The sequence below is a fragment of the Rhodococcus sp. Leaf233 genome (genome assembly GCF_001426165.1).
Taxonomy (GTDB): Bacteria; Actinomycetota; Actinomycetes; order Mycobacteriales; family Mycobacteriaceae; genus Rhodococcoides; species Rhodococcoides fascians.
This window is the reverse complement of record NZ_LMRO01000010.1, coordinates 371,228-394,318: the sequence shown is the minus strand read 5'-3', so window position 1 is coordinate 394,318 and position 23,091 is coordinate 371,228. Positions and strand designations below refer to the sequence as shown.

Annotated in this window: 20 protein-coding genes and 1 pseudogene; 16 read left to right on the top strand and 5 right to left on the bottom strand. The window is 66.6% G+C overall.

Features of this window, described 5'->3' with window-relative positions:
- The first annotated feature begins 103 nt into the window (after positions 1–103).
- From serB to yczE, 3 genes and pseudogenes are all read left to right on the top strand, one after another.
- Entirely contained in the window at positions 104–1,330 is a 1,227-nt protein-coding gene (gene serB / locus ASH04_RS17465) for a phosphoserine phosphatase SerB (RefSeq protein WP_057474181.1), read from the top strand.
- Positions 1,327–2,136 (top strand): aminoacyl-tRNA hydrolase, encoded by an 810-nt coding sequence (locus tag ASH04_RS17460; protein ID WP_057474116.1) that lies wholly within the window; start codon positions 1,327–1,329, stop codon positions 2,134–2,136. Before serB ends, ASH04_RS17460 begins: the two co-directional genes overlap by 4 nt.
- 75 nt (positions 2,137–2,211) lie before the next feature.
- Positions 2,212–2,790 (top strand): annotated as a pseudogene (gene yczE / locus ASH04_RS27265) (membrane protein YczE); the annotation flags it as partial.
- A gap of 11 nt (positions 2,791–2,801) precedes the next feature.
- Here yczE and glgX read toward each other — a convergent pair.
- Entirely contained in the window at positions 2,802–4,958 is a 2,157-nt protein-coding gene (gene glgX / locus ASH04_RS17450; protein WP_052067086.1) for a glycogen debranching protein GlgX, read from the bottom strand.
- Positions 4,959–5,019: 61 nt separating this feature from the next.
- Between glgX and ASH04_RS17445 the strand changes: the two genes are divergently transcribed.
- From ASH04_RS17445 to ASH04_RS17425, 5 genes are read left to right on the top strand one after another with little or no spacing between them, the layout of a single operon-like run.
- Entirely contained in the window at positions 5,020–5,841 is an 822-nt protein-coding gene (locus tag ASH04_RS17445) for an ABC transporter ATP-binding protein (RefSeq protein WP_027496614.1), read from the top strand.
- A gap of 47 nt (positions 5,842–5,888) precedes the next feature.
- Positions 5,889–6,704: an NUDIX hydrolase gene (locus ASH04_RS17440; RefSeq protein ID WP_032390078.1), complete on the top strand. Its 816-nt coding sequence runs from the start codon at positions 5,889–5,891 to the stop codon at positions 6,702–6,704.
- 24 nt (positions 6,705–6,728) lie between these two features.
- Complete coding sequence (locus tag ASH04_RS17435) at positions 6,729–7,508, top strand: enoyl-CoA hydratase/isomerase family protein (RefSeq protein WP_032370756.1); 780 nt, start codon at positions 6,729–6,731, stop codon at positions 7,506–7,508.
- 56 nt (positions 7,509–7,564) lie between these two features.
- Complete coding sequence (locus tag ASH04_RS17430) at positions 7,565–8,623, top strand: class I SAM-dependent methyltransferase (protein ID WP_032370757.1); 1,059 nt, start codon at positions 7,565–7,567, stop codon at positions 8,621–8,623.
- 54 nt (positions 8,624–8,677) lie between these two features.
- The gene (locus ASH04_RS17425; RefSeq protein WP_027496618.1) at positions 8,678–9,850 is read left to right on the top strand and encodes a THUMP-like domain-containing protein; all 1,173 of its coding nucleotides are present in this window, start codon (positions 8,678–8,680) and stop codon (positions 9,848–9,850) included.
- Here the strand turns inward: ASH04_RS17425 and ASH04_RS17420 are convergent.
- Positions 9,838–11,319 (bottom strand): outer membrane protein assembly factor BamB family protein, encoded by a 1,482-nt coding sequence (locus ASH04_RS17420; RefSeq protein ID WP_230074270.1) that lies wholly within the window; start codon positions 11,317–11,319, stop codon positions 9,838–9,840. The two genes, ASH04_RS17425 and ASH04_RS17420, sit on opposite strands and share 13 nt — an antisense overlap.
- Between ASH04_RS17420 and ASH04_RS17415 the strand changes: the two genes are divergently transcribed.
- The gene (locus tag ASH04_RS17415; RefSeq protein WP_027496620.1) at positions 11,318–12,079 is read left to right on the top strand and encodes an acyltransferase; all 762 of its coding nucleotides are present in this window, start codon (positions 11,318–11,320) and stop codon (positions 12,077–12,079) included. The two genes, ASH04_RS17420 and ASH04_RS17415, sit on opposite strands and share 2 nt — an antisense overlap.
- Before the next feature lie 53 nt (positions 12,080–12,132).
- Here the strand turns inward: ASH04_RS17415 and ASH04_RS17410 are convergent, their stop codons facing one another.
- The 3 genes from ASH04_RS17410 to ASH04_RS17400 are packed head-to-tail and all read right to left on the bottom strand — an operon-like array spanning position 12,133 to position 15,754.
- Positions 12,133–13,380, bottom strand: a complete 1,248-nt coding sequence (locus tag ASH04_RS17410; RefSeq protein ID WP_032391554.1) for a glycosyltransferase family 4 protein — start codon at positions 13,378–13,380, stop codon at positions 12,133–12,135.
- Entirely contained in the window at positions 13,377–14,891 is a 1,515-nt protein-coding gene (locus ASH04_RS17405) for a 1,4-alpha-glucan branching protein domain-containing protein (protein ID WP_057474180.1), read from the bottom strand. The genes ASH04_RS17410 and ASH04_RS17405 overlap by 4 nt, the downstream gene beginning before the upstream one ends.
- 23 nt (positions 14,892–14,914) lie before the next feature.
- On the bottom strand, positions 14,915–15,754 hold the full coding sequence (locus ASH04_RS17400) for a class I SAM-dependent methyltransferase (RefSeq protein WP_032366359.1): 840 nt from the start codon (positions 15,752–15,754) through the stop codon (positions 14,915–14,917).
- A gap of 173 nt (positions 15,755–15,927) precedes the next feature.
- On the opposite strand from ASH04_RS17400, the gene ASH04_RS17395 reads away from it, so the two are divergent.
- The 7 genes from ASH04_RS17395 (at position 15,928) to ASH04_RS17365 (ending at position 23,051) form a co-directional block, all read left to right on the top strand.
- A complete protein-coding gene (locus tag ASH04_RS17395) occupies positions 15,928–16,728 on the top strand; it encodes an electron transfer flavoprotein subunit beta/FixA family protein (protein WP_027496624.1) in 801 nt (266 codons plus the stop codon).
- A 43-nt stretch (positions 16,729–16,771) separates the two neighbouring features.
- The gene (locus tag ASH04_RS17390) at positions 16,772–17,728 is read left to right on the top strand and encodes an electron transfer flavoprotein subunit alpha/FixB family protein (protein WP_027496625.1); all 957 of its coding nucleotides are present in this window, start codon (positions 16,772–16,774) and stop codon (positions 17,726–17,728) included.
- A 153-nt stretch (positions 17,729–17,881) separates the two neighbouring features.
- A complete protein-coding gene (locus ASH04_RS17385; RefSeq protein ID WP_027496626.1) occupies positions 17,882–18,700 on the top strand; it encodes a GNAT family N-acetyltransferase in 819 nt (272 codons plus the stop codon).
- Positions 18,697–19,626 carry a lysophospholipid acyltransferase family protein gene (locus ASH04_RS17380; RefSeq protein WP_057474115.1) on the top strand — a complete coding sequence of 310 codons (930 nt, stop codon included), beginning with the start codon at positions 18,697–18,699 and terminating at the stop codon, positions 19,624–19,626. Before ASH04_RS17385 ends, ASH04_RS17380 begins: the two co-directional genes overlap by 4 nt.
- Positions 19,627–19,708: 82 nt before the next feature.
- Positions 19,709–20,947 carry a cysteine desulfurase family protein gene (locus ASH04_RS17375; protein ID WP_057474114.1) on the top strand — a complete coding sequence of 413 codons (1,239 nt, stop codon included), beginning with the start codon at positions 19,709–19,711 and terminating at the stop codon, positions 20,945–20,947.
- Complete coding sequence (gene mnmA / locus ASH04_RS17370; protein WP_027496628.1) at positions 20,947–22,035, top strand: tRNA 2-thiouridine(34) synthase MnmA; 1,089 nt, start codon at positions 20,947–20,949, stop codon at positions 22,033–22,035. Before ASH04_RS17375 ends, mnmA begins: the two co-directional genes overlap by 1 nt.
- On the top strand, positions 22,032–23,051 hold the full coding sequence (locus tag ASH04_RS17365; RefSeq protein ID WP_027496629.1) for a methionine synthase: 1,020 nt from the start codon (positions 22,032–22,034) through the stop codon (positions 23,049–23,051). Before mnmA ends, ASH04_RS17365 begins: the two co-directional genes overlap by 4 nt.
- Positions 23,052–23,091 lie beyond the last annotated feature (40 nt).

Here is a 23,091-nt window from a genome sequence, read left to right as displayed (position 1 = left end):
CGCTTGCGACAATCTTTCCTGCGCGTCCTGCCCGTTCGGCGGTAGTCGCGGGACACGAGCAGGGCACACCAGTAATGGGGGGACAGTGCGAAAGGGAGATTCGGTGAGATCGAGCGACACTGCGGTGTTGGTAACGGTGACGGGACCCGACAAACCAGGTGTCACATCGGTGCTGTTCGCGGCCCTGTCGCGGCACGACGTCAGCCTGCTCGACGTGGAGCAGGTGGTCATCCGCAACAGGCTGACCCTCGGGGTGTTGCTGACCTGTCCACGCGATCCCGAGGCGCTCCAGGAAGAACTCGAAGACGCCATGGCCACCGTGGGTGTCCATGTCGATGTCGAGATCGACGCGGCTCAGAACGGTGGACGCACGCTGGCCACGCATGTCGTCGTCGTGCTCGGCCGTCCGGTGACTGCGCGAGCGTTCAGCACCATCTCGAGGGAATTGGCCCGGCAGGGGACCAATATCGATTCCATCCGTGGGATCGCGGACTACCCGGTGACGGGCCTCGAACTTCAAGTCACCGCCACCGACACCTCGCCTGAGGCAGACCTCCAGCTACGCACCGGCCTCGCCGCGATCGCAGCGGGAATCGGCGTCGACATCGCAGTGGAGCGAGCCGGCATCGCACGGAGGTCGAAACGACTCATCGTGTTCGACGTGGACTCGACGTTGGTCCAGGGCGAGGTCATCGAGATGCTTGCCGCCCGGGCCGGGCGCGAAGACGAGGTACGTGCCGTCACCGAGGCGGCGATGCGCGGGGAGATCGACTTCGCGGAGTCGTTGGAACAGCGTGTCGCCGCGCTGGCAGGCCTCGACGCATCCGTCATCGACGACGTCGCCGACAGCTTGGAGCTGACGGCAGGGGCTCGAACGACCATCCGGACGCTTCGGCGTCTCGGTTTCGCCTGCGGTGTCGTATCGGGTGGGTTCCGCCAGGTGATCGAGGGATTGGCTCACGAACTCGAACTCGACTATGTGAAGGCCAACACACTCGAGATCGTCGACGGGAAGTTGACGGGTCGAGTCACCGGCGACGTCGTCGACCGCGCTGCGAAGGCGACCGCACTGCGGGAGTTCGCCGCCCAAGCCGGAGTGCCGATGGAGCAGACGGTCGCGGTCGGCGACGGTGCCAACGACATCGACATGCTCACCGCGGCCGGGCTCGGCGTTGCGTTCAACGCCAAGCCCGCGCTACGCGAGATCGCCGATACTGCGATCTCGCACCCGTACTTGGACGCCGTCCTGTTCATTCTCGGGGTCACCCGAAACGAGATCGAAGCCGCGGATGCCGTCGACGGGGGAGTCCGCCGCGTCCCGATCCCATGACCGACGCCTCCGCCGTCGGCGACTCCGTCGATCGGGACCGTGCCGGGTCGACGTCCGATACGGCTGAACCCGAGCAGTTCTCGGACGCCAACACCTTCGCCTCGCGTCACGCCGAGTTGGCCCGCGGCTACGGCGGTGCCGAGGATCCCGAGGACCCGTCTGAGGTTCTGGCCATGCCCATGGTGCTGCACATACCCAAGGCCGACCCGCCGGTGCGCAACGACCTACTCGAAGCCGCCGCCCGAGCCGTCGTGGCGCTGTGCCTCGACCCACGGGTCGGTGTCGACGCCTCGTGGCACGAGCCTTTCGTTGCGTGGACCTCGGCGCGGATCAGGAAGGTGGCCCGCCGTGCCCGCGGCGCGCAATGGACTGCAGCGCAGGAAGTTCCGGGTGTCACGGTCGAGGTCGGGAACGCTTCGGCCCGTGCTTTCGTGCCGGGCCGCGTCGGCGATCTGGATCCGCGCATCAAGCGTCTTCAGATCGGCGGCACCGACGTACCGGCCGAAGAAGAGTCACCGCCGAGCGCCGGGCCGGTGCTGTGGATCGACGCGTCCCTGTCGATGACGGTGGGCAAGGCCGCGGCGCAGGTGGGTCATGCGTCGATGTTGCTGGCCGGTGCGATGAGCCTCGACGACTGTCGAGCCTGGGCCGATTCCGGTTTCGCCTGTTCGGTTCGATCGGCGGATCCGGAGCAGTGGACGCACGCGCTGGACGAGGTCCGCGCGGGTCGCGCCGTCGCAGTCCGAGATGCTGGTTTCACCGAAGTGGCTCCCGGTTCGACGACCGTGATCGCTGTCCGGATGTAACGCAGCATCGGCCGGGGGTCCACTGTCGCGCAACTGGCTATCGAACGAGGTATCCAGTGGCCGGACACTGACACCATGCCTTTCTCACCGCTACGCGTCGCCGGCCGTCGTCTCCCGTCTCGCCTGACGGCGCTCTACGTCGGCCTGTGGCTGTACGGCGCGTCCATGTCGCTGATGATCGCCGGTGGGCTCGGCGTCAACCCCTGGGATGTGTTCCACCAAGGTCTGTCGCGGCACCTGTCACTCAGCTTCGGAACCATCACTGCCATCACCGGCGTGGCGGTGCTCCTGATGTGGATACCGCTGCGGCAGCGTCCGGGTTTGGGGACCGTGAGCAACGTGATCGTCATCGCTGTCGCCGTGGATACGACGTCGGCGATCCTGCCCCATCTGGACGGGCCGATCGTTCGGACACTGGCAATGGTGTCGGGCATCGTCGTCAATGCCTTCGCCACGGCGCTCTACATCGGTGCGGGAATGGGCCCGGGCCCCCGAGACGGTTTGATGACCGGGTTGGTGGCGCGCACCGGATGGTCGATTCGCCTCACTCGCACGGGAATCGAACTGACAGTGGTACTCACCGGCTGGCTGCTCGGCGGAACTCTCGGTGTGGGTACGGTGCTCTACGCGCTCGGGGTAGGACCGCTCGTGCAGCTGTTCATGACTCACCTACCGGCGCTGCGGAACACGAGAACGGTGGAGCCGGTCACCGAAATCTTCGAACCTGCCTCCAGTGCAGTGGTATCGGGTGGGACGCCGTCCACGCGAGAGGAATCGAGGACGGGCACGAATCGAGACGACGACCAACTGGGGCAGGCCAGCGTGATCTCCGCGGGACCGCCGGAATGCAAGATCAGCAACGAACTCGCGTCGTCCACCTGCCCGCCGTCGGAGGCGTAGGAACGCACGTCGGACCCGTCGACCCAGGCGGAGATCGTGCGCACCGAATCGTCGTTCCATCTGTCGTGATCGAATTCGATTCCGGCGGAATCGAACCAGACGAGGTCCGGTCGACCGGTCGGCGTCGCCCGGCCGGTGAAGAACTCCTGCTGACGCAGTGTCGGGGCGCTCGCACGTACGCGCAGCAGGCGCGCCACGAATCGAATCATGTTCTGATCCGCGCTGTCCCAGTCGACTGCCCAGGCGTCGGATGCCGGTGCATCGTGAGATACGCAGTACGCGTTGTTGTTTCCGCCCTGGCTGTGGCCGAGTTCGTCACCTGCGAGCAGCATCGGTGTTCCGGTCGACAGCGTCAGGGTGGCAAGCAGAGCACGGACGTGTCGCCCACGGTCGTCGAGGACGGAGGGATCGTCGGTCGGACCCTCGACGCCGTAGTTGACCGAGGAGTTGTTGTCGGTGCCGTCTCTGTTCTCTTCGCCGTTGGCTTCGTTGTGCTTTCGTTCGTACGAGACCAGATCGTGTGCGGTGAATCCGTCGTGTGCGGTGACGAAATTGATCGACGCCCACGGCAGTCGACCGCTGCCGGCATAGAGGTCCTCGGAACCGGCCAGGCGGGAAGCCAATTCGCGCACTCCGTGATGGCCGGCCCAGAATCCTCGCACGGTATCTCGGTAGCGGTCGTTCCACTCGGACCACATGACCCCGAAGTTGCCCACCTGATATCCGGCACCGGTCGCATCCCAGGGTTCGGCGATCAACTTGACGCCCGACAGCACCGGATCGGTACCGATCGCCGTCAACAGCGGTGCACGAGAATCGAATCGCCAACCGCCCGGTCGGCCGAGCGTACTGGCCAGGTCGAATCGGAATCCGTCCACGCCCATGTCCTGCACCCAGTACCGCAGGCTGTCGCACACCATGCGGACCACGGCGGGAGACGCCGAATCGAGTGTGTTGCCGCAACCGGTCAGGTCGACGTCGGATCCGCGACCGTCGAGCAGGTAGTACCCCGGCGCGTCGAGACCCCGCCAACTGATCGACGGCCCGTCGACCGCGGATTCGCACGTGTGGTTGTAGACCACGTCGAGGATCACTTCGATCCCTGCGCTGTGCAACGCGTCGACCATCGTCCGGAACTCGTCCACTTCGTTGCCTCGTACGGCGGCGAAACGCGGATCGGGAGCGAAATACGCGCCCGTGGAGTAGCCCCAATGGTTTCGCATCCCTCGAGCGCGTACCCCGGGTTCGGTGAACGTGGTGTGGACCGGCAGCAATTCGACCGACGTGATGCCCGTTCGAGCCAGGTGTTCGAGTACGGCCGGTTGCGCGAGCCCGAGGTAGGTGCCACGGAGGTGTTCGGGTACGCCGTTGTGGCGCGCGGTGAACGACCCGACGTGCAATTCGTAGAGCACGGTTCTGTCCCAGGGAACGGCAGGCCTCAGCGGCCGGTCGCCGTTGTCCGACGGTCCGCGGACGACGCCGAGCGGGAGGTGGCCGAGGGAATCGCGACTGCTGGGGGCTCCGAACGGGTCGTCCTCGTAGGCCAACAGGGCCGCGGGATCCCCGAAGTCACCGGACACCTGGCGGGCGGACGGGTCGAGCAGGATCTTGGCCCCGTTGAATCGTCGGCCCGAGTGGGGATCCCAGGTGCCGTGCGCGCGAAAGCCGTACCGCACGCCTGGCCCGACGTCAGGGACGAAGGCATGTCTGATGCCGAATGTCCGGTTGGTCAACTCCACGCGCCGCTCGCCGCCGTCCGGGTCGATCAGACATACCTCGACGCCATCCGCACCGGGAGCGTGGACTGCGAATTGCGTACCAGTGGGATGCGCAGTGGCACCCAGGGGGAACGGCTGCCCGGGCGGGTTCACGCGAGTGACCCCGTCGACGGGACGGCGGGAGGTGCGAGGTACATCGTCAATGGGCGACACGCGTGCACATCCTGCCGTGTCTGCGCGGGGAGTGTGCGGGAGGATAGGAGCCGTGTCTGAACCGGATCCCGACCTGCTCGTAGATTTCACCGATGTCGTAGTTCGCCGAGGTGGCGTGACGTTGGTGGGTCCCGTCACCTGGAAGGTGGAACTGGACGAACGGTGGGTCGTACTCGGGCCCAACGGTGCAGGTAAGACGTCGCTGCTCCGTATCGCTGCCGCCGAGATCCATCCCACGTCCGGTGTCGCTCACGTCCTCGGTGAGGTGATGGGCAGAACCGATGTCTCGGAACTGCGTCCTCGAATCGGCTTGTCGTCGTCCTCGTTGGCGCACCGAATCCCTGCCGACGAACTCGTCTCCGATCTGGTCGTATCCGCCGGATATTCCGTGCTGGGGCGCTGGCGGGAGAAGTACGACGCGATCGACACCGAACGGGCCGTCGAGATGCTCGAGAGCCTCGGGGCCGAACATCTGGCGACCCGGACCTACGGCACCCTGTCGGAGGGTGAGCGCAAGCGTGTACTGATCGCCCGTGCCCTGATGACCGACCCCGAACTGCTGTTGCTGGACGAGCCCGCTGCCGGCCTCGATCTCGGCGGCCGCGAGGAACTGGTAGCCCGGTTGGCCGATCTGGCCGCCGACCCCGACGCTCCCGCGACCGTGCTGATCACCCACCACGTGGAAGAAATCCCGCCCGGCTTCAGCCACGCACTACTCCTCAAGGAGGGCGGTGTGGTTGCGCAAGGCCTGGTCGACGACGTCATCACGGCGGAGAACCTGACCGAGGCATTCAGCCAGTCGATCACCCTCGATCGCGTCGACGGTCGCTACTTCGCGCGGCGCACGCGCGCTGCCGGGGCCCACCGCCGCTAGAGCGGACCCCGTGCTCGGGCGCACCGGCTCAGCGGTACGTTGCGGAGATGAGCTCGAGCACCGCCGCCGATCCCGTTCCAGCACGTGATGCGTCGACCGTCATCCTGATCCGTGACGGCCGATCACAACCCGGCATCGAGGTGTTCCTTCTCGAACGCGTCGGCGGGATGGCGTTCGCGGGCGGCATGACGGTATTTCCCGGTGGCGGTGTGGATCCGTCGGATGCGGCCGCGGACATCGAGTGGGCAGGTCCGCCGCCGTCGTGGTGGGCCGACCGGTTCGGTACCGACGAGGGGAAGGCGCAGGCGCTGGTGTGCGCAGCGGCACGCGAGACGTTCGAGGAGTGTGGCGTGTTGTTGGCCGGTCCGACGGCGGATTCGGTGGTCGCCGACACCGCCCCGTTCTCTGCGGAACGCGGTCGACTGGAACGCCGGGAGCTGTCGTTCGCCCAGTTTCTCGCCGACCACGATCTGGTTCTGCGAGCAGATCTGCTGCGGCCGTGGTCGCACTGGATCACCCCGATCGGTGAAGCCCGACGGTACGACACGAGGTTCTTCGTTGCCGTGCTCCCCGAGGGGCAGAATGCCGACGGGGAGACCAGCGAGGCGGCGTCGGTGAGCTGGCGTTCGGCCGAGGACGCGTTGACGGACTGGCGTTCGGGGACCACCGTCCTGCTGCCACCGACGTGGAGCCAGCTCGATGCGCTCGGCCGATTCGACACGGTGGCCGACGTTCTCGATCACGAGCAGACGATCGCGACGGTCCTGCCCGTCCTTACCCGGGAGAACGGCACCGTCCGAGTGGAGTTCGACGGCGAGGACGCGTACTACGCGGGCACGGTCCATCCCTGGTCGGATCGCTGAACTCGGGCGCGGTAGCCTTCGGCCATGGCTGAGTTCGTGACTCTCGAAGTATCCGACGGTATCGGCACCATTCGCTTGGATCGCCCACCGATGAACGCGCTCAATCGTCAGGTGCAGGAGGAGATCCGGGCTGCGGCACGCGAAGCCACCGTGAACTCCGACGTCAGAGCGGTCATCGTCTACGGCGGCGAAAAGGTGTTCGCGGCCGGTGCCGACATCAAGGAAATGGCGGCAATGTCCGTCGTCGAGATGACCGATATCGCGGCGGAACTGCAGTCCGCCCTCGGCTCGCTCAGCACGATTCCCAAACCGGTCGTGGCCGCAGTGACCGGATACGCACTGGGCGGTGGACTCGAGGTCGCGCTCGGCGCAGACCGACGCATCGCCGGAGACAATGCCAAGCTCGGCGTTCCCGAGGTGCTGCTCGGAGTCATTCCCGGGGGCGGCGGCACGCAGCGCCTGGCCCGTCTGATCGGGCCCAGTCGCGCCAAGGACATGGTCTTCACCGGCCGTTTCGTCGGAGCCGAGGAGGCCCTGCGCATCGGTTTGGTGGACGAGGTGGTTGCGCCGGACGAGGTGTACAACGCGGCACGCGCATGGGCGGGGCAGTTCACGACCGGAGCGTCACGCGCTCTGGCTGCGGCCAAGGCGTCCATAGATCAGGGGTTGGACGTCGACCTGACCAACGGACTGCGCGTCGAGGCACAGCAGTTCGCGGCCCTGTTCGCCACCGAGGACCGCACCATCGGGATGGAATCCTTCATCGCGAACGGACCGGGTAAGGCCGCTTTCACCGGGCGTTGAGCATCGAGGTCGGTGGACGAACTTGTTCCATGGCTACCGGATAGTAGGCTCGCCTCATGACTGCAAGCCCCCACGACGGTGCGAATCGACCGACTGCTTCTGTGACGCCTCTCGTCTCGGCCGAGGCGCGAGACCGCGAGGTCGATCCGGCACCGAATCCGCACGCCACGGCCGAGCAGGTCGAGGCAGCGCGGTCGGACACCAAACTGGCGCAGGTGCTCTACCACGACTGGGAAGCCGAGACCTACGACGACAAGTGGTCGATCTCCTACGACGAGCGCTGCATCGATTACGCCCGAGGCAGGTTCGATCAGGCGGTGTCCGGTGACGCATCGGCCCGAGCGGCTCTGCCGTACGGTCGTGCGCTCGAATTGGGTTGTGGCACAGGTTTCTTCTTGCTCAACCTGATGCAGGCCGGGATTGCCGACAAGGGCTCGGTCACCGACCTCTCACCCGGAATGGTCAAGGTCGCGCTGCGCAACGCCGAGCACCTCGGACTCGATGTGGACGGCCGGGTGGCCGACGCAGAAACGATTCCGTACGACGACGACACCTTCGATCTGGTGGTCGGTCACGCCGTGCTTCACCACATCCCGGACGTCGAGCAGTCTCTTCGAGAAGTTCTGCGCGTTCTCAAGCCGGGTGGACGCTTCGTCTTCGCAGGCGAGCCGACCACGGTGGGCAACTTCTACGCTCGCTGGCTGGGCCGTATCACCTGGGAAGCGACCACTCGTGCCACCAAGCTGCCGTTCCTGGCGGACTGGCGCAAACCACAGGAAGAACTCGACGAGTCCTCGCGAGCTGCAGCACTCGAGGCCGTCGTGGACCTGCACACGTTCGATCCGACCGACCTCGAGAACATCGCGTTGTCGGCAGGTGCCGAGGCCGTTCAGGCGAACACCGAAGAATTCGCTGCCGCTCTGCTCGGGTGGCCGGTGCGCACGTTCGAGGCTGCCGTTCCGGCAGGCAAGCTCGGCTGGAACTGGGCCAAGTTCGCGTTCAACGGGTGGAAGACACTGAGCTGGGTCGACGAGAAGGTCTTGCAGCACGTGGTACCGCGAGGCATGTTCTACAACGTGATGATCACCGGAACCAAGCCCGCGCCCCGCGCTTGATTCGTTCCACCACCGTCGGCCGTACGACCGACGCTGCATCGATCGGTCCCAACCGTGGGCTATGACTTCACCGGCACCGACCTCGACTTCCTGCGAAGCGAGGCCGGTGCCGAGGCACTCGGTGCAGTCGACCGACTCGAGCTCGACGCGCGAACTTCGCTGCGCGATATCGCCTCGGTACGTGCCCGCTACCCCGAGCACGTTGCGGCCCTCGTCGAGACGGTGACGGTGCGGCGGAAAGCGCGGGCGAAGCTGCTGGGGTCCGACGGCTGGCTCGTCACCGACGACGCGGTGCAGCAGGCGACGCCGACGATCGTCGCTCGCAGGCGCGCGGACCGCCTGGCCGGACGGCGGGTGCACGATGTCACCTGCTCCATCGGCAGCGAGCTGGCGGCGTTGGTCGACACGACCGAACTTGCGGTGGGAAGTGACCTGGACCCGATTCGGGTGCGCATGGCTGCCCACAACGTGCCCTCCGCGACGGTGCTGCGCGCCGACGCACTGACCCCGACGACACGGGGGACCGTGATCGTGGCCGATCCCGGACGACGCGTCGGTGGTCGTCGACGGCACGATCCCGCAGCGCTCGAACCTCCGTTGCCGGATCTCCTCGACGCGTATCGGGGGCGAGATCTGGTCGTCAAATGCGCTCCCGGGCTGGATTTCGATGCCCTCGATTGGCCCGGTGAGATCGAGGTGGTCTCCCTCGACGGGGGAGTACGCGAGGCGTGCCTATGGTCGGAAGGTCTCGGCGACAGCGGAATTCGGCGACGTGCCGCGGTCCTGCGATCCGACGGAAGTGCGCTCGAGATCACCGACGCCGAGTCGGACGAGATTCCCGTTCGGCCGCCCGGTGAATACATCGTGGATCCGGACGGTGCGGTCGTGCGGGCCGGACTGGTGCGGCACTACGGTGCCAAATTCGGCCTCTGGCAATTGGATCCGAGGATCGCGTACCTGACTGGCGACGCCGTACCCGTCGGAGTGCGTGGTTTCCGAATCCTCGAGCAGTCGAAGTTCTCGGAGAAAGTGCTTCGGCAGCAACTGAATCGACTGGGGTGTGGCGCGGTGGAGATCCTGGTGCGCGGAGTCGACGTGGATCCCGCGTTGCTCAGGCCCAAACTCAAGCTGCGGGGCCGGGTCTCGCTGTCGGTCGTCATCACTCGCATCGAGCGCTCGGCCGTGGCGTTCGTCTGCGAGCCGGGCGCGGTCCGTCAGCCGGTGTAGGTGAAGATCTCGCCCAGGTAGCTCGCCGTGACGACCTGCCCGTCGGGACCGACGGACGTGCCCACGGTGGTGCCGACGACATCGGGTAAGGGCTGCGAATCGATGCTGTCGCCCGTCGCCGCGTCGAACGTGAGCAGAGCCAGCCCGTCGCCGTCGCGAACGACGGTGTGGCCGCGCCCGTCCGCGGATTGTGCTGCTGCCCCGGCCTGTTCGACGTCGTCGCGAACCCACACGCGCTCGGCCGAGTCGCCGTTGTCTCGAAGTCCCATCAGGGTGCCGTCGCCGCCGGCCGGGACGATGGTGCCGTCCGAGGCGATCGATGGACTGCCTCCGATTCCGAGTCCCGTGCCCTCGGTCCACTTCTGTTTCCCGTCCGAGGTGTCGAATGCGGTCAGTCGCCCGTCGACGTCGGCGATGTAGACCGTCGATCCGTCCTCGGAGAGCACCGGGCTCGATGCGACGCCGGCAGGGAGGAGGTCCGAGGACCACCGTTCGACGAGTCCAGGTGCGCCGTCGCGGGAGTACTGCAGCGAGACGAGTTGCGGCGCAATCGAACCCGGTCGCCACAGGGTCAGGTAGATGGCGTCGCTGGCGCGGTCCACCGCGGGCGCGGCAGGCACAGCGCATTCGGATTCACCCGAACTGCACTGGGCGAGTCCGGTGTCCATCGGCTCGAAGTCCGCATCGGGGTCGGTCAAGAAGTCCGGGGCCGGAACGAGATCGAGAATGGGTACTCGCAGTTGGCCGTTCTGGGAATCGAGGACACTGACCTGACCCATCTGGGTGATCGACAGCACGCTGCCGTCGCCCAAGAACTGGGCGGATTTCGGAACACCGTATACCGGTGTACGCCAACGTAATTGCCCGTGATCGTTGTACGAGTTCAGCCCGCCTTCGTCGCCGATGTAGACGTTGATCGCAGAATCGACGGTGGGGGTGGCGGTCACCACGGAAGGGCCGATCCGGTTGCACCAGCGTTTGCGGGCGGACTCGATCTCGAACGAGAACAGATTGCAACCCGATTCCGTTGCGGCAGTGACGAACATCTGACCGTTCGAGCCGATCGATACCGGTGACGTCACGGTGCCGCCGGTGGGTCGAGTCCAGTCCCGCGTCAGTGGAGCACCGACCGATACGTCCGTCGAGCCACTGTTGCGGAGGTTCGCGTGCGCCGCGGGCCAGGAGTCGGGCGAGAGCGGTTCGATGGCAGCAGGTTCCGTGCTGCACCCGGCAAGGGTCAACAGGACCGTCGCAGCCACTGCAGTCAGACCCTTGCCTGCTCCGGACGTCGAACCTGCACCGAACCCGACACGCATTCGAGCACTCCCCATGATGTCCGTTGTGCCCTTTCGATCGGCGGTCACTCGGCCTGCTGCGCCGATGCCCGGGCATCGGTCGAGAGACAACACTAGCCCGCTGACGGGTGCCGGCAGAGAGCGGGCGAGCGAGAAACTAGGGTGAACGTCCATGACGAGTATGTGGAACGCGCCGCTGCGAACACGCTGGCGTGGGTCGAGACGACGCGACAGCGAGCAGGCGCGGTTTCTCACGCGGGCGTCCCTCGACTGGGTGCTCGCCAACAAGGCCTACACCCCCTGGTACCTGGTTCGGTACTACCGTCTGGCCAAGTTCAAGCTCGCGAACCCGCACGTGATCCTGCGGGGCATGGTCTTCCTCGGCAAGAACGTCGAGATTCACTCCACCCCTGAACTGTCTCGCCTCGAGATCGGCCGGTGGGTCCACATCGGCGACGGCAATGCAATCCGGTGCCACGAGGGTTCGCTCCGCATCGGAGACAAAGTGGTATTCGGCAAGGACAACGTCGTCAACACCTACCTCGACATCGAGATCGGCGCGTCGACGCTCGTCGCCGACTGGTGCTACATCTGCGATTTCGACCACCGGATGGACGACGTGAACATGCCCATCAAGGACCAGGGAATCGTCAAGGGCCCGGTACGAATCGGACCCGACACCTGGATCGCCGCCAAGGTGACGATCCTGCGGGAAACCAGAATCGGGCGAGGCTGCGTCCTCGGTGCCCATGCCGTCGTCAAGGGTGAGATTCCGGACTACAGCATCGCCGTCGGTGCCCCGGCCAAAGTCGTCCGCAATCGCAAGACGGCCTGGGAGGCCGGCGCAGCCGAGCGAGCGAAGTACATCGCGGCGCTGGAAGACATCGCACGCAAGAAGGCTCTCGGTCAGGCCGAGGCGGCGCGGGAGAGCTGAGACCCATGTGAGTGGAACCTCGTAGTGGACTACGAGGTTCCACTCACATGGGGTCAGCTGCGATCGGGCAGGGCGCGTTCGACGATGTGCGGGCGACCCAGCGGATGGCGAACCTTGCGCTTGGCTTCGAGGTACACCCGAGCCGTCGACTCCGCGACGTGCTTCCAGTCGAAGTCGACGGTGAGACGTTCCCGAGCGGCGACGGCTCTCTCCTGCGCCGCATCGGTGTTGTCCAACACCCGCCGCACCGCCGCCGTCAGCGCGGCCACATCACCCGGAGGGAAGGACAGCCCGGTGACGCCGTCGACGATCGCCTCACCGAGTCCGCCGGCCGTCGATGCCACCAACGGAATGCCTGCTGCCGCGGCCTCGAGGGCGATGATGCCGAAGGGTTCGTACCGGCTGGGAAGGACGATGGCGTCGGCGCCGTGCAGCCATCCGAGCAGATCGGAGTGGTTCAGGTTGCCGAGGAACGACACCGACCTGGCGACGCGGTGGGTGCGTGCCAGACCTGCCAGCCACCCGAACTGAGTGCCTTCGCCGGCGATGTGCAGCGTGGTGCCGGGGTGACTTCGTCTGACGCGTGGCAGAGCGGCTATGGCGTCCTGGATGCCCTTCTCGTATTCCAGACGACCGACGAACAGCAATTTCGCGGGCTCGGAGCGGGGCTGTCGGCGTCGGAAACTCCACGCGGATCCGTCGATGCCGTTGTGAATGACCGAGACCGTCGACTCGGCGACGTCGAACAGGGCTGTGACCTCGTCCTTCATCGACGCCGAGCACGCGATGATCGCGTCGGAATCGTTCGCGAGCCACCATTCGATCGAATGGACCTGGCGGTTGACGGTGCCCGAGATCCAGCCGCTGTGTCGTCCGGCCTCGGTGGCATGGATGGTCGAGACCAGCGGCACGTCGTAGAACTCGGCCAGAGCGATGGCCGGGTGCGCGACCAGCCAGTCGTGGGCGTGGACGACATCGGGCTGCCAGCCGTCGCCGAGGCCGGGTTTACCGAGGGCGGCCCCTGCCCGCACCATCGCGTGCCCCATCGCCAGAGTCCACGCGAGCATGTCCTCTCCGAACACGAAGTGCGCCGGATCCTCGGCGACGGCGACCACCAGTACGCCGTCCTCGATGTGGTGGGACGTGGGATGGGTGGACGCGTCGGTGCCGGTCGGTCTGCGCGAGAGGACGACGACCTCGTGCCCGCAGCGCACCAGCTCGGTCGCCAGGTGATGAACGTGGCGACCCAGCCCGCCGACCACCACGGGTGGGTACTCCCACGACACCATCAGAACTCTCATCTACGCCCCCCTGGGCCTTCTCGGCGTGCACCGGGCAGTCTGCGTGCGTCCAGCGCCGCGAACAGTCCGTCTGCGTGATTCCATTGCCGCGCCAATTCTTCGGCTCGGGCCGGGTGCTGCTGCGCGGCAGCGATTTCACGTAGCGCATGTGCGTGGACGTGAGCTCGCTCTCGGGCGTATCCGGCCGCGGAGTCCTTGCTGACCATGAACGCCCAGTCGCTGGCCACGGCCATGAGTGTCTCACGCAGAATCTGATCGTCGACTCGATTGCGCAGTTCGGGGCCACCCGCCCGGCTTCGGACGGCACGGGAGGCGTCGACGGCATCGAGCGCGGTCCGGGACACCTCGGCGTTGAGTTTCACCAGGTCGGCGACGTCGTCGCCCGCCCACACGCGCCAGTCCTTGCCCGATCCCCAGGAAGAATCCTGCAGTTCGAGTGGGGCTCCGACGTATCCCCGTTCCCGGGCATCGTTCAGCGTTCCGACGGTGACTCCCGCGGCGGGCAGTGCGCGCATCAACTTCTCGAGCCACTGTGGCCCCTCGTGCCACCAGTGTCCGAACAGTTCGGTGTCGAACGCGGCCACCACCACGGCATCGCGGCCGATCCGCTCGGATTCGGAGATCAAGCGCCGACGCACCACGTCGACGAAGTCGGCGACGTGACGGTCCACTGCTGCCGCGGCACGCTCGGGTTCGTAGGGAGCCTTGTCGTTCGAGTCGACGGTGCGGCCGGTGACCCGGGCCGGTTTGAGTCCGGTCGCGTGGTCGTAGGTGTGGAAATCCCGGTAGGCACCGTGGCCTGGGTAGCCGGACTTCGGTGACCAGACGCGGTAGCTGACCGGGAGATCGCGCCCGAACGCGACGACGTCCGAATCCCACACGGGCCGGCCGAGGGAGGTGTCGCCCCGCATGGCGGGGCCGTCGACCATGAAGTGCGAGACACCTGCGGCCGCGTATTCGGTTTCCATGCCGGGGGTGAATCCGCATTCCGGTGCCCAGATACCGCGGGGCGTGGTGCCCCATCGGGCGGCGGCGTCGCGTAGGCCCTCGCTCAGGGAGAACCGCCGCAGTCTTTCGTCGAGCAACGGTTGGAACGGGTGCGCGAGCGGCCCACCCAGCAGTTCGACGATGCCCGTGTCGATCAGCGGACGAAGTACTGCCGAGCCGCCGTGTCGCCATCGCGTCTCGAAGCGGTCCAGAGCCGCGGCGGATGCCCGGTGTTCACGTATCGAGAGCGCGGGGTCGGTTGCCTCGTGCGCGCGTAGCTGCCAGTTTCCGAGCCAATGGTGCATGCCGGCCAGGCAATGCGGATCGTCGAGCTGGGCCGCGAGTACCGGGGTGACGCCGAGCGAGAGGACGTCGGTGTAACCGTCGTCGGCCAGCCGTTCCAGTGCCGCGGTCAGCGGGAGGTAGCAGTCGGCCCAGGACTGGTACAGCCATTCCTCGCCGACGGGCCACCTGCCGTGATTGGCCAACCAGGGCAGGTGGGAGTGCAGGACGAGGGAGAACATGCCCGGCACGGTGGCACCGGATGTCACCCGATCACCGCAGCCGAGCTCTTTCGGGCGACGGCGACCAGGTCGAGGCTGTCGTCGATTCGATCGGCCGCGATGTCGAAGTCGGCGATGGTGATCGCGGCGACGTCCTCGGCGAGTTCGGCAGGCCAGGGTTCACCGGCGAGTGCTCGTTCGATCTGCGCGTCGATGAAGGATCCGCCGTGTTTGGCGTCGAGGGCGGCCAGCGTGCTGCCGTGCCGGACTCCGGTGAGCTCGGTGACCTCGAGGCGGGCGGCGACGAGCAACTCGGTCAGTTCTGCCGCGTCGAGTTCGCGGGTGTGGAAGGGGTTGAGGGGAGTGTCGCGTCCGGGCGAGAAGGTGATGCGGTTCGGTGTGCTGATCAGCAGCGTGCCGCCGGGCTCGAGGACGCGGTGCACTTCGGCCAGGAACGCTCCTTGATCCCAGAGGTGTTCGATGACCTGGAAGTTGACGACGACACCGACCGAGGAATCCGCGAACGGAAGGCGGTCGAGATTGCCGCGCACCATCGTCACCGCGGGGTAGCGCGCGTGGACGTGCGTCGCGGCCGAGACGTCGTAGTCGAGGCCGACGACGCAGGCCGCAACCTCGGCAATCATGTTGGCTCCGTAGCCTTCTCCCGATCCGGCTTCGAGCACCGTGCGGTCGCGGCACCGCTCTGCGAGGGCGCGGTAGACCACCTCGTGACGGCGGAACCAGTAGTTCTCCTCGGCGATGCCGGGCACAGTTCGCTCGCCGGTGAGGGGGAGTGGTTCCGGTGCCGGTGTCCGAGCCGATGAATCGTTCACCGACGGAAGGTTAGTGCCTCCGGCGATGAGGTAAGCCAACGTGGTCTCCATAACAGTCGGGGTGCGGATGTATGGTCGATCGGGCAGGGAGGTAAGTTACCCACCAGTAACTACGGTGGGGTAACCTCGTAGCGGAACGTAGAACTGCACCAACCGTTCGACTTGCAGCAACCGTTAGAACACTCACGATCAGCAGAACATGACCAGGAGGTCGACGCAGACCCATGACGAACATCGTTGTTTTGATCAAGCAGGTTCCAGACACATGGTCCGAGCGCAAGCTCAGCGACGGTGACTACACCCTCGATCGCGAGGCTGCAGACGCCGTTCTCGACGAGATCAACGAGCGGGCCGTCGAAGAAGCCCTGCTCATCAAGGAAGCTCAGGGCGGTGAGGTCAAGGTTCTGTCCGCAGGCCCCGATCGCGCCACCGACGCGATCCGCAAGGCTCTGTCGATGGGCGCGGACAGCGCGGTACACCTCAACGACCCGAGCCTGCACGGCTCCGACGCCATCCAGACCGGGTACGCCCTGGCTGCGGCACTGGGCAACGTCGCGTTCGAGAACGACGAGCCTGCCGATCTCATCATCGCGGGTAACGAGGCCACCGACGGCCGCACCGGCGCAGTTCCGGCGATCATCGCCGAATACCTGCAGATCCCGGCCTTGACGCAGCTGCGCAAGCTGTCCGTCGCAGACGGCAAGGTCACCGGCGAGCGCGAGACCGACGAGGGCATCTTCGGACTCGAAGCCACGCTGCCCGCCATCGTGAGCGTCACCGAGAAGATCAACGAGCCGCGGTTCCCGTCGTTCAAGGGAATCATGGCCGCCAAGAAGAAGACGGTGCAGACCATCACTCTGGCCGACATCGGTGTCGAGGACGGCATCGTCGGCGTCGACAACGCCGGAACGACGGTCACCTCGTCCACCCCCAAGCCTCCCAAGACTGCCGGCGAGCGGCTCACCGACGAGGGCGACGGCGGCGACAAGATCGCCACCTACCTCGTAGGCCAGAAGATCATCTGATCCCGCCCCACCGAGCAATCGAAGACCAACGAGGAGCAAAGTCATGGCAGAAGTACTCGTGCTCGTGGAGCACGTCGAAGGAACACTGAAGAAGGTCAGCTCCGAGCTGATCACCGCGGCCCGCGCACTGGGTGAGCCGTCCGCGGTCGTCACCGGCCCGGTCGGTACCGCCGACAAGGTCGCCGACGCGTTGACCGAGGCCGGTGCCGAGAAGATCTACGTCGCCGAGTCCGACGACGTCGACGGTTTTCTCGTCACGCCGAAGGTCGACGTCCTGTCGTCCCTCGCCGAGTCGGTCTCGCCTGCGGCGATCATCACCGCAGCGACGATCGAGGGCAAGGAAGTTGCCGGCCGCCTCGCCGCCCGTCTGGGCTCGGGCTACCACAACGACGTCGTCGCGATCAACGGCGACGGCAGTGCCGTCTACTCCATCTTCGGTGGTGCGTTCACCGTCGAGGCCAAGGCCAACGGCGACGTCCCCGTCCTCTCGCTGCGCCCCGGCGCAGTCGAGGCAGAGCCGAAGGCCGGAGCGGGAACCCGCGAGACCGTCGAGGTCCCGGCGCAGGAAGAGGGCACCGTCAAGGTCACCTCGCGTGACCCGATCGTCGGCGGCGACCGTCCGGAACTGACCGAAGCAACGGTCGTCGTCTCCGGTGGCCGTGGCGTCGGCAGCGCCGACAAGTTCACCGTCGTCGAGGATCTGGCAGATTCGCTGGGTGCCGCAGTGGGTGCCTCGCGTGCCGCCGTGGACTCCGGTTACTACCCGGGCCAGTTCCAGGTGGGCCAGACGGGCAAGACCGTCTCCCCGCAGCTGTACGTTGCACTCGGCATTTCCGGAGCCATCCAGCACCGTGCCGGCATGCAGACCTCGAAGACCATCGTCGCGGTGAACAAGGACGAGGAAGCTCCCATCTTCGAGATCGCCGACTACGGCATCGTCGGTGACCTGTTCAACGTCGCGCCTCAGCTGACCGAGGCCGTCAAGAAGCACAAGGGATAGCCTCTCGGCGAAAATCTCTGCTCGACGGGCCCTCATCGCGATTGCGGTGGGGGCCCGTTGCGTTTCGGCGGGCGCAATCGTGTTCATGCAAACTCTTCCGACACTTCTCCTCGGCGATGCCCGGTAGTCTTCCCCACTCGTTAGACACACCTCATGACCACTTCCGTCATGAGCTCGACTGCATCGATCGTCCCGGCCACCGACCGCTATTCGCTCGTGTTGTCCACCGACCCCGAACACCGACTCGCGGCGCAGCGCCTGCGCTACGACGTGTTCGCCTCCGAGCCCGGCTTTGCCATACCCACCGACACGGACGGTCTGGACGCCGACCGGTTCGACGATTTCTGCGACCACCTTCTCGTTCGCGACCAGTGGACCGACACGTTCGTCGGTTGCTATCGCATGTTGCCGCCGCAGGCCGCGGTGTCGGCAGGCGGCTATTACACCGCAACCGAATTCGACATCTCCGCGCTCGATCCCGTCGGGATGAACATCGTCGAAATGGGTAGGGCTGCTGTGCATCCCGACCACCGATCGGGGTCGGTCCTCGGCCTGATGTGGGCGGGAATCCTGCACTACCTCGACGTGACGGGATACGAGTGGGTGATGGGTTGCGTGTCGGTTCCGATGCAATCGGCTCCCGGGGAAGCGGTCGGGGCCAACGTGCGTGGTGTTCGCGACCGGCTGTTGGATCGACACGCGACAGCGGTCGACAGGCGGGTCGTGCCCTACAACCCCGTGGTCGTCGACGGCGTCGATCTCCTCGACATTCCGGCGGCGAAGCGAGCGTCCATGCCGCCGTTGATGAACGGTTACCTCCGGCTCGGTGCCTCCATCTGCGGTGAGCCCGCCCACGACCCGGAATTCGGAGTGGCGGATTTCGTCGCGCTCCTCGGCCTGCACGAGGCCAACACCAGGTATCTGGACCGTCTTCGTTCTGCAGCAACGACATTCGAGTCGGGTGCCCGATGACGCAACCCCTGGTTCGCGCACACGCCTGGATGCCGTCCTCGCCGTGCAGTGACGGGTGTCTGCCGAAGAATCCGCCCACGGTGCGTCGAATCGTCCTCGTTCTGCGCATCGTTGCGGCGATCGCGGCCTTCGCGCTGTTGCCGCTGTTGGTCGTCCTGGGGGTGCCCTTTCCCCGGGTTCGGCATGCATTGACGCGGCTGGGCGCTCGGATGCTGCTATCGGCCATCGGCATCGATCTCACCGTGCTCGATACACGCTCGGAGCGAGAGCGGTCGCGTACGGCAGGTGGTGCCCTGCACGTCTCCGGACACATTTCGTGGACCGACGTCGTCGTCCTCACGGCAGTGCGCCCGTCGACGTTCGTTGCCCGAGCCGATCTGGTGGACTGGCCGCTGCTCGGGCGACTGGCTCGGGCCATGAAGGTGCTTCCCATCGATCGCGCACGACTGCGTGAGCTCCCGGACGTTGTCGACCAGGTTGCCGACCGAATCCGCGCGGGCGCATCGGTCGTCGTGTTCCCCGAGGCCACCACCTGGTGTGGGTTGGCCTACGGATCGCTTCGCCCGGCCCTGTTGCAGGCTGCCATCGATTCCGAGACGTGGGTGCAGCCCATCCGGCTGCGCTATCTCGATCGACACGGCGAACCGACCACCGCGACGTGCTTCGTCGGAGACGAGACGATCGGAGCGTCGATCGGCCGCATCTTCCGGCTCGCCGGACTGCGCGCCGAGGTCGAGTTCACCGCCCCGGAAGCGCCCGGCGGCGATCGACACGACCTCGCGCGGCGCTGCGAGGTGGCGATTCGACGCGACGACGGAGTGGAGCCTGCGGAACGACCCCGGAAGGACGTCTACGACCCGGCGGTGCACGAAGTGATGGCCGAAGCCGAGCGAAGCCCCAGCGCGCCGACGGTTGCAGCCGCCTGATTCGCAGCTGACCCGGGCGACCGTGGACCCACCTCGCGCAGGTAGGTCCGCGGTCGCTCGACCGGGTATCGTCGAGCGCGTTATGCCTTCTGTGCGCAGTACGCCTGCCCCCACCCCGCCGCAGCCATCGGTGTACCTCGATCACGCCGCGACCACTCCCATGTTGCCGTGTGCGATCGAGGCGATGAACTCCGTGTTCGGCACCGTCGGGAACGCATCGTCGCTGCACACCTCGGGCCGGTCCGCCCGTCGCCGGGTCGAGGAATCTCGCGAGTCGATCGCCGCGGACCTCGGTGCGCGCCCGTCCGAGGTGATCTTCACCTCCGGTGGTACCGAAAGCGACAATCTCGCCGTCAAGGGCATCTTCTCGGCCCGTCGAGACTCGAACGCCGCACTGACCAGGATCATCGCCAGCTCGGTGGAGCATCACGCCGTGCTCGACGCGGTGGAGTGGCTCGTCGCGCACGAAGGGGCGACTGTCACCTGGCTCCCGGTCGACGACGAGGGCCGGGTCACCCCCGATGTGCTGCGCGCCGAGCTGGCTCTGCACGCAGACGAGACCGCGCTGGTGACGGTCATGTGGGCCAACAACGAGATCGGCACCGTCATGCCGATCGTCGAACTCGCAGCGGTGGCCGCGGAGTACGGCGTTCCGATGCACAGCGACGCCGTGCAGGCCGTACCGCACCTACCAGTGGGATTCGCCGACAGCGGTCTGTCCGCCCTGAGTATCGCCGCGCACAAGTTCGGGGGCCCGCAGGGCGTCGGAGCCCTGTTGCTGGGCCGTCAGGTCCCGTGCGTGCCGCTGTTCCACGGTGGTGGTCACGAACGTGACGTCCGGTCCGGCACGCCCGACACGGCCGGCGTCGTCGCGATGGCGGCCGCACTGCGCTCGACGGTGCAGAATCTGTCGCTGCACGGGGAACGAACTCGCGCGTTGCGTGATCGACTCATCACCGGGGTTCGCGAGGTGGTGCCCGACGCCATCCTCAACGGCCCGGAGGGCGACGGGCGGCTCGCCGGAAACGTGCACTTCACCTTCCCCGGGTGCGAGGGGGATTCGCTGTTGATGCTTCTCGACGCCGCGGGCATAGAATGCTCGACGGGATCCGCCTGCACGGCGGGTGTGGCGAGCGCGAGCCATGTTCTGATCGCGCTCGGGTGCGATCCGGGCGTGGCCCGCGGATCCCTTCGGTTCTCTTTGGGAACCGGCTCGTCCGATTCGGACATCACCACTGTGCTTGCGGCCCTGCCGCAGGTCGTCGAACGTGCTCGTGCCGCCGGACTCGCCGGCGTCGGAGCTCGAGGAGGAAATCGCTGATGCGTGTTCTTGCTGCCATGAGCGGGGGAGTCGACTCCGCAGTCGCCGCGGCTCGAGCCGTCGACGAGGGGCACGACGTCGTGGGCGTTCATCTGGCGCTGTCCACCGCTCCCGGGGCGCTGCGGACCGGCTCTCGCGGGTGCTGCTCGAAAGAAGACGCCGGGGATGCACGCCGAGCTGCCGACGTCCTCGGAATACCGTTCTACGTTTGGGACTTCGCGGATCGGTTCAAAGAAGACGTCATCGACGACTTCGTCGCCTCGTACGCCGCGGGGGAGACTCCCAACCCGTGCCTGCGGTGCAACGAGAAGATCAAGTTCTCCGCGCTCGCGGACCGCGCGTTGGCACTGGGCTTCGACGCCGTCGCGACCGGGCACTACGCGCAACTGCACGACGGAGTTCTGCGGCGTGCGGTGGACGCCGACAAGGATCAGTCCTACGTGCTGGCCGTCCTGAACCGCGGGCAGCTCTCGCGTGCGATGTTCCCCATCGGCGACACCCCCAAGTCCGAGATCCGCGAGGAAGCAGCCGAGCGGGGTCTCGCCGTCGCCGACAAGCCGGACAGTCACGACATCTGCTTCATTCCCTCGGGCGACACCCGGGCCTTCCTCGGCGCACACATCGGCGTTCGTCCCGGCAAGGTCGTCGACTCCGAGACCGGAGCCGAGTTGGCGGACCACGACGGTGTGCACGGCTTCACCATCGGCCAGCGTAAGGGTCTCGGGGTGGAAGGACCGGCCGTGGACGGCCGTCCGCGCTACGTCACCTCGATCGAACCGGACACCGGCACCGTCATGGTCGGTTCGGCGCAGAAGCTGGACGTCTGGTCCATCACCGGAGACCGCGCAGTGTGGACCGAGGGCACCGCGCCCACCGGGCCCATCGAATGCGTCGTACAGGTTCGGGCGCACGGCGGGCTGACCGACGCGGTTGCCGAGGCCGTCGGCGACGGGATGGAGATCCAGCTCCGGGCACCCTTGACCGGTGTCGCCAAAGGGCAGGCAGCGGTGTTGTACCGCAAGGACATTCACGGTGACATCGTGATCGGCAGCTCGACCATCTCGGGCACCCGATCCGAGCGCGAGTGACCCCGAGCACGTTCGGAGGGCTGGCGACCGGCATAGGTTCGTGGCCCGGCACCGACGTTCGTGAGGCCGTCGCCATCGTCCTCGGCGAGCTGGGTGAACTGCCACACGTGGTCGAACTGCCAGGGCGCGGGCTCGGTGCCGACATGATCGGCCGCACCGGAGCCATCATGGTCGACGTCGAACTCGACGTCCGGACGTCGGGCTACCGCGTCGTACCGCGTCCGATGCTGGCCGGTCGCCGTGCGACCGACTTTCTCACCGAGGATCTGGACGTGCTCGAGGAACTGTGGGAGGTCGCGGGACTACGCGGTGCCGGCCGGACCATCAAGGTGCAGGCTGCAGGACCGTTCACCATGGCCGCGCAGGTCGAATTGCGGCACGGACACCGCGCGCTGACCGACCGCGGCGCTCTACGGCACTTCGCGGAATCCCTCGGCGAAGGGCTGCGCCTGCACTGCGCAGAAGTGGCACGCAGACTCTCGGCGAACGTGGTGGTCCAACTCGACGAACCCAGTCTCGCCGCCGTTCTCGCGGGCAGTCTGACCGGGATCACCGGTATCGACTCGGTGCGCGCGATCCCGGAACCGGAGGTTCTGGACCTGCTCGACTCACTGATCGACACCATCGCGTTACCGGTCGCTGTGCACTGCTGTGACGGGGGAGCTCCCGTCGATCTGCTGCGCCGAACCCGAGCCGTCGCGGTGGCCGTGGATGCACACGAGCTGCGCCGAACCGACCTCGATGCGCTGGGAGAGCTGCTCCAGGCCGGCAAGACCCTCGTACTGGGATCGGTGCCGTCGGCAACCCCGGACCGACCACCCTTGTGGCGCGAGTGCGCCGAGCCCGGTGTGAAGTTGGTCGACAGCCTCGGCTTCGATCGTTCGATACTCGCTTCGCAGGTGTCGGTGACGCCGTCCTGCGGCTTGGCCGGAAGCACGCCCGAGTGGGCTCGTCGAGCAACGGCTCTCACCCACGAGGTTGTCGCGGCCTATCGGGACGCACCCGAATCGTTGTGACCACGGACCGGGACATTGTGACGAAACACAGTGTGCCGAG

What these genes read in the sequence shown, in the direction of transcription:
- ASH04_RS17415 (WP_027496620.1), top strand. Translation starts at nt 11,318, where the DNA reads ATGACGAGTATGTGGAACGCGCCGCTGCGAACACGCTGGCGTGGGTCG.
- ASH04_RS17380 (WP_057474115.1), top strand. Translation starts at nt 18,697, where the DNA reads ATGACGCAACCCCTGGTTCGCGCACACGCCTGGATGCCGTCCTCGCCG.
- ASH04_RS17395 (WP_027496624.1), top strand. Translation starts at nt 15,928, where the DNA reads ATGACGAACATCGTTGTTTTGATCAAGCAGGTTCCAGACACATGGTCC.
- ASH04_RS17385 (WP_027496626.1), top strand. Translation starts at nt 17,882, where the DNA reads ATGACCACTTCCGTCATGAGCTCGACTGCATCGATCGTCCCGGCCACC.
- ASH04_RS17410 (WP_032391554.1), bottom strand. Translation starts at nt 13,380, where the DNA reads ATGAGAGTTCTGATGGTGTCGTGGGAGTACCCACCCGTGGTGGTCGGC.
- ASH04_RS17430 (WP_032370757.1), top strand. Translation starts at nt 7,565, where the DNA reads ATGACTGCAAGCCCCCACGACGGTGCGAATCGACCGACTGCTTCTGTG.
- mnmA (WP_027496628.1), top strand. Translation starts at nt 20,947, where the DNA reads ATGCGTGTTCTTGCTGCCATGAGCGGGGGAGTCGACTCCGCAGTCGCC.
- ASH04_RS17405 (WP_057474180.1), bottom strand. Translation starts at nt 14,891, where the DNA reads ATGTTCTCCCTCGTCCTGCACTCCCACCTGCCCTGGTTGGCCAATCAC.
- ASH04_RS17375 (WP_057474114.1), top strand. Translation starts at nt 19,709, where the DNA reads ATGCCTTCTGTGCGCAGTACGCCTGCCCCCACCCCGCCGCAGCCATCG.
- ASH04_RS17420 (WP_230074270.1), bottom strand. Translation starts at nt 11,319, where the DNA reads ATGGACGTTCACCCTAGTTTCTCGCTCGCCCGCTCTCTGCCGGCACCC.
- ASH04_RS17435 (WP_032370756.1), top strand. Translation starts at nt 6,729, where the DNA reads ATGGCTGAGTTCGTGACTCTCGAAGTATCCGACGGTATCGGCACCATT.
- ASH04_RS17390 (WP_027496625.1), top strand. Translation starts at nt 16,772, where the DNA reads ATGGCAGAAGTACTCGTGCTCGTGGAGCACGTCGAAGGAACACTGAAG.
- ASH04_RS17400 (WP_032366359.1), bottom strand. Translation starts at nt 15,754, where the DNA reads ATGGAGACCACGTTGGCTTACCTCATCGCCGGAGGCACTAACCTTCCG.
- ASH04_RS17440 (WP_032390078.1), top strand. Translation starts at nt 5,889, where the DNA reads ATGAGCTCGAGCACCGCCGCCGATCCCGTTCCAGCACGTGATGCGTCG.
- ASH04_RS17460 (WP_057474116.1), top strand. Translation starts at nt 1,327, where the DNA reads ATGACCGACGCCTCCGCCGTCGGCGACTCCGTCGATCGGGACCGTGCC.